The sequence below is a fragment of the Actinoplanes flavus genome, assembly GCF_017592555.1.
Taxonomy (GTDB): domain Bacteria; phylum Actinomycetota; class Actinomycetes; order Mycobacteriales; family Micromonosporaceae; genus Actinoplanes; species Actinoplanes flavus.
Genome location: NZ_JAGFNS010000004.1, coordinates 1 through 12879 on the forward strand (window position 1 = coordinate 1; position 12879 = coordinate 12879).

General features: G+C 70.4%; 13 protein-coding genes. 3 read left to right on the plus strand and 10 right to left on the minus strand.

Annotation, left to right across the window (positions count from 1 at the left end; translation table 11 throughout):
* A partial coding sequence (locus J5X75_RS07195) for a ClpB D2-like domain containing protein (protein ID WP_208466518.1) occupies positions 1 to 219 on the plus strand: 219 nt, incomplete at its 5' end.
* Here the strand turns inward: J5X75_RS07195 and J5X75_RS07200 are convergent.
* Positions 190 to 1080 (minus strand): hypothetical protein, encoded by an 891-nt coding sequence (locus J5X75_RS07200; protein ID WP_208466519.1) that lies wholly within the window; start codon positions 1078 to 1080, stop codon positions 190 to 192. The two genes, J5X75_RS07195 and J5X75_RS07200, sit on opposite strands and share 30 nt — an antisense overlap.
* A gap of 376 nt (positions 1081 to 1456) precedes the next feature.
* Between J5X75_RS07200 and J5X75_RS07205 the strand changes: the two genes are divergently transcribed.
* Together J5X75_RS07205 and J5X75_RS07210 are read left to right on the plus strand one after the other, a co-directional pair.
* Positions 1457 to 1639 carry a hypothetical protein gene (locus J5X75_RS07205; RefSeq protein WP_208466520.1) on the plus strand — a complete coding sequence of 61 codons (183 nt, stop codon included), beginning with the start codon at positions 1457 to 1459 and terminating at the stop codon, positions 1637 to 1639.
* A gap of 249 nt (positions 1640 to 1888) precedes the next feature.
* Positions 1889 to 2962 (plus strand): rhamnogalacturonan acetylesterase, encoded by a 1074-nt coding sequence (locus tag J5X75_RS07210; RefSeq protein WP_208466521.1) that lies wholly within the window; start codon positions 1889 to 1891, stop codon positions 2960 to 2962.
* A gap of 718 nt (positions 2963 to 3680) precedes the next feature.
* Here the strand turns inward: J5X75_RS07210 and bfr are convergent.
* From bfr to J5X75_RS07255, 9 genes are all read right to left on the minus strand, one after another.
* Positions 3681 to 4163: a bacterioferritin gene (gene bfr / locus J5X75_RS07215; RefSeq protein ID WP_208466522.1), complete on the minus strand. Its 483-nt coding sequence runs from the start codon at positions 4161 to 4163 to the stop codon at positions 3681 to 3683.
* Positions 4164 to 4217: 54 nt separating this feature from the next.
* Positions 4218 to 4406, minus strand: a complete 189-nt coding sequence (locus J5X75_RS07220; RefSeq protein WP_208466523.1) for a (2Fe-2S)-binding protein — start codon at positions 4404 to 4406, stop codon at positions 4218 to 4220.
* A gap of 118 nt (positions 4407 to 4524) precedes the next feature.
* Positions 4525 to 5586, minus strand: a complete 1062-nt coding sequence (locus J5X75_RS07225; RefSeq protein ID WP_208466524.1) for a hypothetical protein — start codon at positions 5584 to 5586, stop codon at positions 4525 to 4527.
* A gap of 36 nt (positions 5587 to 5622) precedes the next feature.
* The gene (locus J5X75_RS07230) at positions 5623 to 7800 is read right to left on the minus strand and encodes a tetratricopeptide repeat protein (RefSeq protein WP_208466525.1); all 2178 of its coding nucleotides are present in this window, start codon (positions 7798 to 7800) and stop codon (positions 5623 to 5625) included.
* 35 nt (positions 7801 to 7835) lie between these two features.
* Positions 7836 to 8117, minus strand: coding sequence for a maleylpyruvate isomerase mycothiol-dependent enzyme family protein (locus tag J5X75_RS07235; RefSeq protein WP_208466526.1), 282 nt, complete (start codon positions 8115 to 8117; stop codon positions 7836 to 7838).
* Positions 8021 to 8584 (minus strand): maleylpyruvate isomerase N-terminal domain-containing protein, encoded by a 564-nt coding sequence (locus tag J5X75_RS07240; RefSeq protein ID WP_208466527.1) that lies wholly within the window; start codon positions 8582 to 8584, stop codon positions 8021 to 8023. Before J5X75_RS07240 ends, J5X75_RS07235 begins: the two co-directional genes overlap by 97 nt.
* 5 nt (positions 8585 to 8589) lie before the next feature.
* On the minus strand, positions 8590 to 9249 hold the full coding sequence (locus J5X75_RS07245; RefSeq protein ID WP_208466528.1) for a ribonuclease FAU-1 family protein: 660 nt from the start codon (positions 9247 to 9249) through the stop codon (positions 8590 to 8592).
* 10 nt (positions 9250 to 9259) lie between these two features.
* Positions 9260 to 11518: a rhamnogalacturonan lyase gene (locus J5X75_RS45335; RefSeq protein WP_208466529.1), complete on the minus strand. Its 2259-nt coding sequence runs from the start codon at positions 11516 to 11518 to the stop codon at positions 9260 to 9262.
* 35 nt (positions 11519 to 11553) lie between these two features.
* Positions 11554 to 12867, minus strand: coding sequence for an ABC transporter substrate-binding protein (locus tag J5X75_RS07255; protein ID WP_208466530.1), 1314 nt, complete (start codon positions 12865 to 12867; stop codon positions 11554 to 11556).
* Positions 12868 to 12879: the final 12 nt, after the last annotated feature.

The window sequence follows — 12879 nt, forward strand, 5'->3', positions numbered from 1 at the left end:
TATCTGGCGGCCAAGGGCTTCGACCCGGTGCTCGGCGCCCGTCCGCTGCGCCGGACCATCCAGCGCGAGCTGGAGGACACGCTGTCCGAGCAGATCCTCTTCAACGAGCTGCGCCCCGGCCAGATCGCCATGGTGGACTGCCACGACGATCGGGCCGGGCTCGTCTTCCACAGCGCGGCCCCCATCGAATCAGTGGGGGAGGAGCTCCTGCCCGGCTAACACCGCCAGGTCGTGGGGCGCCATCGTCAGCGTGTGGCCGGACCGCTCCCGGCGGACCCGGTAGGCCACCGGCGGACCGGCGGCGCCCCACACCGCACCGACGATCATGGCGCGTAGTCCCTGGTAGGGCCCGGTCAGCAGCCGGACCAGGGTGCCGGGGGCGTGGCCGTCGTCGGCGACCATCAGCACCGCGTCGAGCGTCTGCGCCACGCCGGTGACCGGCGCGTCCGGACGGGCCGCCCACAGGACCTGGCTCAGCGCGGCCAGCCGGATGCCGACCTGCCGCATGTGCCAGTCGGCGCCGTCCCGGCTGGCGGCCACGGCGTGCTCCAGGACCGGCCACAGCTCGCCCGGCTCCCGGTCGAGCAGCGCCCGGGCCGCCCGATCCAGCGCGGCACACTCCATGTCGACGGTGGTCTCCTCGCCCATCTCGGCCACCCAGGCCAGGAAACCGGGCTCCGGCAGCAGCGCCGGCGACTCGAAGACGACCGCCATGTACAACATCGACAGCAACTCGGCGCGGTCCTCGCCGTGGTAGAGCGACCCGGCCGACGGGAACCGCTCGACCAGATGCTGCGCCCGGCCGTCCGGCAGCAACGCGGCCCGCCGGCTGTCGGCGAGCCGTTCCTCGAAAGACCACCGGGCACGAGCCTCGATGAGACGCTGCCGCTGCTCGTCACCAGTGAACGGATAGATGGTGCGGCCACTGCCGGCCACGGTTTCGCCTGGCCGCAGGCCGGTCGCCTCCAGCTGGCGGGCGGCCACCGAATACCGCACACCGGTCAGGGCGGCCTGGGCACGGATGGCCCGTTTGCGGGCCCGGCCCTGCCGGGGAGTCCGCCGGGGATGCTTCTCAACCATGGTCGTCTCCGGAGCAGTCCCACGCCCTGCACGGACGGGCGACGTAACGGCGCCGGGGCAGGATCGAGCGGCGCTGAGTCGCGGACTCTTGGCCCCTGATGGACGACCGGGCGTGGGCCGGTCACCCGTGGGCTCGGGCGGGCGCACCGCCTGCGCTAAATCATATCTACGCCCGTCCGGCACCGCCGCCCCGCGCCACCGTTCCGCGTGCGCCTCGCTGACCTCCATCCGGGTCCGGCGGCAGAACATGGGCGGCCCCCGGCGATCGCCATTGCGATCAACTGAGCGGCCTCATGCGGTGTGCCGGGAGCCGGTGCCCCCGCGTGCGACAGGGCGATTGGGCCACCAGATCAAGATCAAGACATGGGGGTACGCGATGAGGGCACTCAAACTCACGACGGCCGCCAGCCTGGCGCCTGCCGTCTCCGGTGAGGCGACCGCGCCGCTGCCCGGCCATCGACCCGGTCCGGGGCACCGGCGGATCGCCGACCTCTTCGTGACCGGTCCCGGTGACGAAGGCGGTCGCCTGGAGATCTTGGACGGGGGCCGGACCGCGTGATCGTCCGGGTTCTCTGCCGGCCAGATGCCAGTGATGGCCCGAGTCCGTCGATCGCGTCGACCGGGAGGCCGACGGCATGCTCGATCAGTCGCTCCGTGACCGGTGGGCTGTCGATCAGGGGGGGCGTGGCGATGCGTCTGAGGTGGCCCGCGCCCTGATGCATCTGTTGACGAGTGTCGATGTACCTGTTTGCATGGCGGCGCGGTAAAACGATTCACTGCCCTGCGTCATCCGTCAAGAGGAGAACCGGTGCGGAGATCACGATCGCTCGTCCTGGCACTGACCGCCGTCACCGCTGTCGGCGGCACTCCCGGCCCGGCTCACGGCGGCGTCCTGCGCGCCGTCCCGGGGGAGTGTTCCGGCGCCGCGCCGATCGTCTGCCACTTCGACGTCGCCCCTGGTGTCTACGACGTCTCGGTGGTCCTCGGCAACGCCGGCGAGGCCGCCGTCACCGGAGTCCGGGCCGAGGCCCGCCGGATGATGCTCGGCGAGATCGCCACCGAACCCGGCCGGTACGCCCACCGCTCGTTCGCCGTCGACGTCCGCGAACCCGAGGGTGAACCCACCAAGATCACCTCTGGCACTCCCGGTCTGACGCTGACCTTCACCGGCTCCGCGCCGCGGGTCGAGCGGATCACGGTACGCCCGGCCCGCCGTCCCGGGTTGAGGCTGTTCCTGGCCGGCGACTCGACGGTGTGTGACCAGGACACCTTCCCCTACACCGGTTGGGGGCAGGCAATCCCGCAGCACTTGCGGCGGGGCGTGACCGTGGCGAACTACGCCGACTCCGGCGAGAGCACCGGGTCCTTCCTCGCCGAGCCGCTGCTCTGGGCCGCGATGCTGCCGCGGGTCGGGCGGGGTGACGTGGTTCTGCTGCAATTCGGCCACAACGACAAGACCACGACCGCCGAGGACTATCGCGCGAACCTCACCCGCATGATCACCGAGCTGCGGGCCCTGCACGCGAAGCCGGTGCTGGTGAGCCCGCCGGTGCGCCGCCGCTTCGACGCGACCGGGCACCTGGACGCGGTGGCCCGGCACACGAACGGTCTCGGCGTGGACCTGCCGGCGGAGATGGCCGCGGTCGCCGGCGAACAGGACGTGCCGTACATCGACCTGACCGCGGACAGTGCGACGCTAGTCGAGGGCCTCGGCGTCGAGCGGTCCAAGCCGATTTACCTCTACAACGAGCTTCGCGACAACACCCACTTCTCCGAGTACGGGGCCGACCAGATCGGTCTGCTCGTGCTCGCCCGGCTCACGGAACTGCGCGTGTTGCCGCCTGCCTCCTTGCGCCGGTCCGAAGCCTCCCACGGAGGTTAAAACGATTCACTAAATGCGACATCCATCAGTAGCCCTGTGATCATCCGGTGCCGTCCTCGGCGAGCTGTTGACCTCTACTCCAGCGATCGCGGCGACTTCCGCGCGCCGCCGAGGGCCGCGCACGCAATCCGCAGGCGCAAGCCGGAGCCGACCGCGCGAGCGACGTCGGCCCACTCCCCTGAAGTGGCGGCCCGGCGGGTTAGGGTTGATTGCGCCGCAAGGATTGATTGCGCCCCAAGGGTTGACCGGTTCGCAAGGTTGATCGGGCCCGCAGAGGTTCGCTGGGTCGGAGGGCTGGCCGGGTTCCAAGGGTTGATTGGGACCGCAGAGGTTGACTAGGTCGCGAGGCTTGATCGGGGCCGCAGAGGTTGACCAGGGGCCGCACAGGTTGACCGGGCGGCAGAGGTTGACTGAACGCGCAGAGGTTGACTGGGCCCGCACAGGTTGACCCGCCGCAGAGATTCGCTGGGTCGCGAGGGTTGACTCGGTCGCAAGGATTGATTGGGCTGCAAGGATTGATCGAGCCACAGGGATTGATCGGGCGCGAGGGTTGATCGGGCCGCAACAAGGTGCGGCGGGCCCGGAGGCGGCGATTGTGCAGGTGCCGGGCGATCTGTTCGGCGAGGGCGGAGTCCTGCGGGACGCCGGTGGGGCGGCGAGGTGAGGTGGTGGGCCGCCGCCCGACGGCGTCATGCTGACCCGGGCGGCGGCCTGACGATCACGCCGGCTCGGGGTGCTCCGTCACGTTCTGGAGGTAGAGCTGTTCGCCCAGCTTCTCGATCAGACTGAGCTGGGTCTCCAGGTAGTCGACGTGGTGCTCCTCGTCGGCGAGGATGTCTTCGAAGATTCGCGCCGAGGTGACGTCACCGATCGAGCGCATGTACTCCAGGCCGCGGCGCAACCGGTCCACGGCCTCGACTTCGATCTTCATGTCGCATTCGAACTGCTCCTTGACCGACTCGCCGATCCGGAGCACGCCCAGCTTCTGGTAGTTGGGCAGGCCTTCGAGGAAGAGGATCCGGTCGGTCAGGATCTCGGCGTGGCGCATCTCGTCGATGGACTCGTGCCGCGTGTGCTTCGCCAGCACGGTGTGTCCCCAGTTCTCCTGCATCTTGTAGTGCAGGAAGTACTGGTTGATCGCGGTGAGCTCCGCGGTGAGCTGCTCGTTCAGGAATTCGATGACGCGGGCGTCGCCTTGCATGCCAAATACCCCCAGTTATGGCTAACTGGGGCTTATCGTACGCGTCCCGTGACGCTAAGCGACCGCTGGCAGGCGAGTGTCCGCGTTTTCCTCCTTGATCAGCTCACAAATTCGGTCAAGGCAGCTGCCGCAGCCCGTACCGGCGCCGCAGGCGTCCCCCACCTCTTCCTCCGTACTCGCACCGTCTTGGACGACAGCCCGAACCTCACGCTCGCGAACGTGGTAACAAATGCAGACGTACATCGAGCGCCGATCCTTCGAGAGCCTATCCTTACCTAGGTTAGGCTGCCCTAAAAATCGAAGACCTGCAAGATGAGGCCGCCGAGGTTGGCCCTCCAGGGACTGTGATCAAAACCGGCCATTAGAGCTGGTCACCCTGCGTGCGGCGCCACGGTCGCGGGTTGTTCCGCAACGTGGCCGTACACCAGGCACGTACCGACACCACCGGAACCGCGACCATCCCGCCGACCATGAACAGGTGTGCGAACAGCCCGACCCGGCGTGAGGTGGAAGTGAACCCGTCACCGCTCAGCGCACGGGCGAGGTTGACGTCGAGATCGATGGAGGCCAGCAACCACGCCACCGTGATCCAGATCGGTGCGCACGCGGCCAGCAAGGTCGCGCAGCCCCGGGCCACCGGTGGCAGAAACGGGATCGCGCACAGCAATGCGGCCAGACCGAGCAGCGTCAGCGACCACCACGGCGCCGACCCACCCACCTCGACGGCCCAGTATCGGACCCCCTCCACGGCGCCGTCGCGCAGCCCCCAGAAACTCGTGCCCGGTGGCGCCGGAACGGCCAGCAGCGTCACCGCGATGGCCAGAATCCCGGCGACCAGCAACTCCTGCCGGCCCGCGACCAGGAGTACGGCCACCAGCATCAGCAGAACCGTACCGGTGAAGGCGAGCACCCAGCCGAGTTCGGCGTGCACGCCGAAGGCGCCGGCAGAAACGTCCGCGGTCGGCTTGAGCGTTGGCAGGCCTGCCGCCGCACGTCGGGCATCGGCCTGCTGGATCCGGGTGTAGAGCGTCAGCACCAGACCCAGCAGGAGAGTCCCGGCCACCAGCGCGGACGGCCCGGCGACCAGGCGCAGGACGTGCCGCCGCACCAGCAGCGTCCAGGTCAGCACGGTGAGCAGTCCCGACCCGATCAGATAGGCCACCCAGTAGATCCGCAGCTCGGGCAGGGTGACGCGGACACCGGAGACGACATCCGCGAAGTCGGCGCGGGTGGCGAGCACCAGGGACACCGTGCCGGCGGCGGCCAGCACGTAGAGGCCGGGGGCTGGCCGTTTCGCGGCGGGTGCCCGGTTCCGGTGCAGCAGGGCCAGACCTCCGAGCAGCCCCAGCGTCGCCACGACCTGGGCGATCACCCAGACGGTGACGGCCACGGTCTCCGCCGTGGTCGGCGCCAGTTCCGCCATGGGTGTCCCTCCCCGATCGGTTCACGATCGTAGATGTCACCCTCGATCGGAGCGCGTCCGGCGTACCGTTGCGAGTTTTTGATCCAGGTCTTGAAGGCTTTCCAGGCGGGCGCGGCAGGCGGCGAGCCGCGCCGCCAGCTCCGGGGCGCGCTCATCGAGAGCCCGCAGATCGGTACGTGTGTTCAACAGTTGACTCCAGACCACACCTCGGCCCGTCTCCAGCAGTTCGGCGGCCAGCCCCGGGTTTTCCGCCAGCGCCGTGGCGGCGCCGTTGGGCACCAGGTCACCGGCATAGGCGTGCAGCAGGCTCCACTGGTCGTGGCCGTCGATTCCCCGCCACGCCAGCAACGGCAGCAGCCGGACCGCCTCGGTGTACGCGGTGACGGCCGTGTGCGGACCGGTGGAGCCGGTGACCGTCCGCACCCAGCCGGTTGCGGCGTCGACCCGGTTGACGATCGGCGCGAGCGTGCACCGGGTGGCCTTCCGGAGCACCCGGACGGCGGTGGCCAGATCGCCGCGCACCCCGGTGCGCTGGAAACGGGCGAAGAGCGCGCCACCGAGGTTGGTGAGGCGTCCCGCGAGATCGGGATGGTCCGGGGCGGTGGCGCGGACCGCCCGGTCGTGCACCGCGACAGCCTCGTCCAGGTCGGCGTGGGCGCCGGAGAGCGCGGAGCGGCTGTGCAGCGCGCAACCGAGGTTGGAGAGGATCGTGGCGAGATCCGGATGGTTCGCGGGGGTGTCCGCCACCGCCCGCCGCCCGGTGACGATCGCCTCCTCCAGATCGGACGGGTCGCCGTGCCCCTCGAACCGCAGGTAGAGCGCTCTGCCGAGATTGGCGGCGTAGCTGACGCGAGCCGGGTGACCGACAGGTGTGGCGTCCACCGCGGCCCGTCCGATCGTGACCGCCTCTTCCAGGGAGTCGTCGTCGCCGAACCGTTTGAACCGGGTGACCAGGGCGCCACAGAGGTTGGCCGCGCACCTGGCGCGATCCGGGTGATCGGCCGGGGACCCGCCGAGCGCAGCCCGGCCCGCCTCGATCGCCGTGTTGAGGTCCTCCCGGGCCCCGGCCAGTTCGAAGCGGGTCTGCAGCGCGACGGCGAGGTTGGACAGAGCGCCGGCCCGGTCCGGATGCTCGGCGGGCAGACGGCGTTCGACCTGCCGGAAGCCGGCGATCGCCCCGTCGAGATCGGACCCGGCTCCGGTCCGGTCGAAGCGCCGGTGCAATGCGACGGCCAGGTTGAGCAGGACGGCCGTGTGCTGGAGCCGGTCCGGCGAGGCGGTGGCGAGAGCCCGGCGGTGAACGGTGACCGCCTCGTCGAGGTCGGCGACGGCCCCGGTGCGCTCGAACCGGGTCAGTAGCGCCACCCCGAGGTTGGTGAAGGCCGCGGCGTCCCGGACACCGCCTTCGGCGAGAACACGGGTGACCCTCCGGAAACTGTCGACCGCCTCGTCCAAATCGGCGATCTCCCCGGTCCGCTGGAAACGGCTCAGCAGGGCGTTCCCGATGTTGCTCGCATGCACCGCGAGCGCCGGGTCGCGGGCCGGGGTGGCGGCGATGGCCGACCGGTGGGCGTCGACGGCCCGGTCCAGGTCGTCCTGGTCGCCGGCGTGCTGAAAACGGGCCAGCAGGGCGTTCCCCAGCCCGGACAGCAGGACTCCCCGGCGGAGGTCGTGCACGGGGCAGGCCCGGACCGCCGCCGTGGCGAGATGGACCGCCTCCTCCAGGTCGGCGCCGTCTCCGGTGTGTTCGAATCGGATTCGCAGGGGAATGCCGAGATTCGACAGGCGCTGGGGATGGTCCGGGTCGTCCGTGGAGCCCGCGGCCACCGATCGTCGCGTGACGGCGATCGCCTCGTCCAGATCGGCGAGCCGGCCGAACGTGTCGAAGCGGGCCCGGAGCGCCACGCCGAGATTGGACAGCGTGACGGCCAGATCCGGGTCGTCGGTGGGCGTTCCGGCCACGGCCTCCCGCTGGCAGCCGATCGCCGCGTCCAGATCGCCGGGGGCGCCGGCGGCTTCCCACCGATGCCGCAGAGCGATGCCGAGGTTGATCAGGGCGCGGGTCCGGTCGGGATGATCCCCGGGGACGGCGGCCAGGACGGCCTGGGCGAAGTCGATGGCATCGTCCAGCGGCCCCGGGGCGCCGAGCAGCGTCGCCGCCTCCAGCAGGTCGCCCGCCCTCCGCAACCTCGCGGTGGCCCGGCCGCCCAACATGGCACCAATCTACGCCGGGCGCCCGGCCGGATCGCTCAGGTGGCGGCGTAGTTGCGCAGGGCGTGCAGGGCCGTCTCGGCGTGCGGCCCGCGCGTCGTGAGCCCGGAGTCGGCCGGCGTCAGCCGCTGAGCCCCGACCCGGCAGAACGCCCCGGCCGGACCGGTGATCACCGACTCGGCCCCCGGATCGCCGAACCGCCAGGTGGTGCCGTCGGGCGCGGTCAGCTCGCAGAACAGATCGGGAGCGGGCCGCCCGGCCAGCCGGTACGCGTACGGCAGCGTGTGGAAGCCCAGCCAGGCGACGTGCCGCAGGCGCATGCTGTCCGGGTAGCCGATGCCGAGCGGCCCGGTGATGTCTCCAGGGCGTGCGCCCAGTGCTCGGCCAGCCGGGTGGTGGCCAGCGTCGGCGGCTTCAGCAACGACGCCACCCACTGCACCGGCTGCGTCGGATCGGCTGTCCGCAGCGCCGCGACCGATGCCCGCCGGGCGGCCCGCCACCGTGCGAACACCTCGGCGGGCGCGGCCGGCTCCGCTCGGACCAGCGCGTCCATGGCGTCGTCGACGTTGTCGCCGAGATCCCGCCAGCCGATGGCGTCCGGCGCGCCGCTCAGCGCGACCGGCACCGCCTCTTCGGTCTGGGCCAGGTGCAGCACGACGTCGGCGACGGTCCAGCCGGCGGCCGCGGACGGGGACAGCCATTCGGTGGCCGTGAGCCGGGCCAGTACCGACTCCAGTCGGTCCTGCTCGGCCGCGAGATCGTCGATGACTCCGGGACGGCTGTTCATGGCGGTCACTGTACGGGGCGGTTCCAGCCCGCCGGCAGTTCCGGCGGCAGCGGCGGCCAGGCGGGATCCGGGCGGAAGCCGCACCACGTGCCGTCGAACGGGAACGCGCCCGCCTCGACCAGCGCGATGATCTCCTTGCCGGCCCGGCGGACCCGGTCCTCGTCGTCCACCCAGTACGCCTCCGGCATCGCCAGCCGCTCCCGGAACAGCTCCTCGTCCTTCCAGGCCCAGCTGCGGTCCGGTTCGATCACCACGTCCAGATCCCAGTCGGCGGTGTCCAATCCGGCCAGATCGTCGTCGCGCCAGAGGACTGACGGGGCCTCCAGGTTCGCGTACCACCGGTAGAAGGTGCCGTCCGGCCGGAAGAACCACCGGATCGAGTAGTCCCGCCCGCGCGGATGCCAGCTCAGCACCCCGTGGTCGATGGTGTGCGGCGCCGGGACCCGCGGGGTCGCGGACCACTCCGGCAGCGGCGTCTGCAGCAGGGTTCGGCCGTCCGGCATGTTGGTGTGCCAGCCCTGTGTGCCGGCCGGCGCCCACAGCACGACCGCGTCGCCGCGCTCCTCGACCACCCGCAGCGGGAACACCAGCCCCACCTGTACCCGCTGCACGTGCCGCAGGTAGACGGTCTCACCGGGCACGAACTCGACGTTTCGCTTCGACATGGGGTCGAGGCTATCGAGCCGCCGCCGCGGGGCGGGCCCCCCGGGGGCCCCCCCCCCCCGGCCGGGGTCCGCCCCGGGCCGGGCGCGGCACCGTCGACCAGTCGGTGTCCGAGGCCAGATAGAAGCTCGGGTACGACGGCTGGTTGTAGGTGGTCTGCTGGCGCGCCACCTCGACCCGGTACTGCGGGTCGTGCATGAGCGTGTACAGCTTGTGGTTCGTCACCTCGGTGCTCAGGTAGATCCGGATCGCCGAGGAGTCGGCGGTACGGACCAGCAGCTCCTCCCGCCAGTCGCCGAGGATGTCGGCGACCAGGCTCGGGTTGCCCTTCGTCCCGTTGTTGGCGAGAGTCCCCTCGGCGGTCAGAAGACGGCCACGGTTCCAGTCGTCGATGGTCGGCGTCACGGTCTGCGCCCCGTTGACGATCTGCGTGGTGAGGTCAGCCGACCAACGGATGCTCTGATTCGTACCGGGAATGGTGTTGGTCATGATCTGGCCTTTGGCGCTGTGCAGGCCGAGTGCCTCGGATCCGCCGGGCATGCTGGCCCACGACTCGATGCCGCGGGTGCCGGGCAGCACGTCGCCGATCATGCCGCGGCCGGTGTCGCGCCCGGAGTAGGTGCCGAAGAGCACTTCACCGGTGGCCGCGTCCCGCATCGCCATGCCGTAGGGCGCCGACGTCGCGCCCTCGTGCACCGTGAAGATCTCCGGGCCGGGCCGGTCCGGATCGATGTCGGTCACGTGCATGGCGTCGCCGTGGCCGAGCCGTGCCTGCCCGCCGGCCGGCAGTGTGCCGAACGACGAGTACAGGACGCCGCCGTCGTGGTCGATCGTGGCGGAACCGTAGACGATCTCCTGCTTTCCGTCGAGGTCGACGTCGGCGGCGCTGAGCGAATGGAAGCCCTGCGTGGTGAGCTTGCCGTACTCGGGATCGGTGCCGTCCCGGCCGTGCGGCGAGTCGTTGAACGGGTTCGTCATCGGTGTCCAGCCGGAGTCGACGTACCAGTTCTCGGCCAGCCGCCGCCCGTTCCAGTGGTAGGCGACCAGGGTGGTGCGGGTGTAGTAGCCGCGGGCGAACACCGCCGACGGCCGTTTCCCGTCGAGGTAGGCCACTCCGGACAGGAACCGGTCGACCCGGTTGCCCGGTTCGATCCGGGCCATGGCGTAGTCGCCCCACATCAGGCCGTCGTCGTGGCGGCCCGGTTTGTAGTCGATGGTCTGCAGCTCACGGCCGGTGGCCCCGTCGAAGACGGTCAGGTACTCGGGTCCGTCGACGATGAATCCCTCGAAGGCGCGCAAATTGTTGCGGGTGCTGCGGGACGGCGCGTAGACGTCCATGAAGTAGTCGGTCAGCGCCTCGGCGTCGGCCCGGCTGAGCGGGTACTGGTACCGCGGCGCGATGCCGAACGCCTGCTCCAGGGTGGCCGGCCAGTTCCCGGCGACCACCTCCGGATGGTCATGCCAGCCCAGGAACATGCCCACCACGTGCTCGTAGTAGCCGGCGGCGCTCAACCGGTGGTCCTCGGTGGGGGAGTGACCCGGCGTGGTGATGTAGCGTTCCCGGCCGTTGCGGATGGTCCTGGTGCCCGGCGCGGTCTTCATCATCATCTCAGCGCGGCCGTCGCCGTCGAAGTCGTAGACCAGGAACTGCGTGTAGTGCGCCCCGGCCCGGATGTTCACGCCCAGGTCGATGCGGTGCAGCAGGGTGCCGTCGGCCCGGTACGTGTCGACGTAGACCGGCCCGGTCCAGCCGACCTGGGACACGTCCTTCGAGTTCGACGGGTCCCATTTGACGATGTACTCGTACGTCCCGTCACCGTCCACGTCGCCGACGCTCATGTCGTTGGCCGAATACGTGTAGGTCTCCCCGGCGGGCGTCACACCGTCCGCCGGCCTCTGCAACGGCAGGTCGCGGTAGTTGGCGGCCCACGGCTTGGCGGTGGCACCCGCGACCCGGTACTTCGACGTCGCGGTGCCGTCGGCGTCGAGGTAGTTGGTGCTGTCGGTGACGGTGGCGATTTTCCGGCCGTCGCGGTAGATGTCGAAGTTCCGGCCGGTCAGCCCGGTCGCCGAGGAACCGGTGGCCTCGGTGCCGAGCAGCCGCCAGCTCAGGAAGACGCCCTCGCTGGTCGTGGCGGCCACCAGGCCGCGGTCCAGGCGCTCCAGTCGCGGTCCGCGCGGCGCGTGCGCCGCGGCGGACGAGGGGATGGCGGCGGCCAGGAGCATGGCCGCCGTGCAGGCTTTCAACAGCTTTCCGGTACGAGCGTCCATGCTCTCTCCTGGAAGTGGGGGATGGCGGTGGGGCGTCAGGCCGCGTCGATCTCCGTCTGGAGTTCCTTGATGAAGGACTCGGCCGCGGCCTGCGGGGTCCGCCGCTCGAAGAGCACCTCTTCGGTGTGCCGCTTGAGAATCGCCTCGATGCCGCTCGCGCCGTTGGGGGTGACGCGCGGGGCGGCGCCGACCTTGAGGGTGGCCAGGTACTCGGCGGCGGCCTTGTCGGTGTCGGCCAGCTTTCCGGTGATCGCCGACCGGACCGTGCTGTTCGAGGGCACTCCACGGTCGGTGAGCAGCACCTCGCCGGCCTCGGTGGTGTTCAGCAGGAAGTCGACGAACAGGGCGGCCTCGGCCGGGTGCTTCGACCGCGACGAGATCGACCAGAACATCGACGGCTTGTAGTACGGGCTCTCCGCGGCGGCGGCCTGCCCGTTGGTGGGCAGCTTGAGCAGCTTGAGCTGCTGGCCGCTGGCCGCCGACAACGAGGTGAGCTGGGTGTTCCACCAGGTGCCGAACGCGGAGGTGTTGGTGGCGGTGCCGGACTGGTCCAGCGACGCGCCGGCCCGCTCGACCGTCACCGACGGCGCCGGAGCAATGCCCTGCTTGGCGAGATCCAGCAGGTACTGCCAGTATCCGGCCAGCACGGCGGGCGGGATGGACACCTTGCCGGACGCGTCGTAGAGGGTGGCGCCGGCCTGGCGGGCCCAGATGTTCACGCCACCGGCGTCGAAGCCCCACGACTGTACGCCGGTGACCTTGCCGCCGCTGGCCTTCGACACCTCGAGGCCGATGCGCTTGAGGTCGTCCCAGGTCCAGGTGGAGTCGTCCGGGACCGGGATCTTGTACTGCTCCAGCAGGGTGGTGTTGACGACCATCGAGTACGCGGCCACACCGGTCGGTACGGCGTACTGCTTGCCGTCGACCTTGCCGGTGTCCAGGGCGGCCGGGTCGATGCCGTCGGTCTTCAGGTGTTTCGCGGCGGTGCCGAGGTCGAGCAGGGCGCCGCGTTCGGCGTACGAGGCGAGGTAGAGCTCGTCCATCTGGATGATGTCGGGGGCGTCGTTGGCGGCGACCGTGGTGGCGAGGCTGTCCCAGTAGCCGTTCCACTCCTTGAACTCGCCGGAGATGGTGATGTTCGGGTACTTCTTCGTGAACAGGTCGATCGCCTGCTGCGTCCGCTTGTGCCGGGCGTCCGATCCCCACCAGGTGAAACGCAGCTTCACCGCGTCCTTGGAAATCTCCCCGCCGGCATCGCCGCCACCACCGCCGCAGGCGGCCAGAGTGGAGGCGGCGACGGCGCCGGCGCCGAGGGAAAGCAGGGAACGCCGGGAAAGACCGTTATTCATGTCGATTTCCTC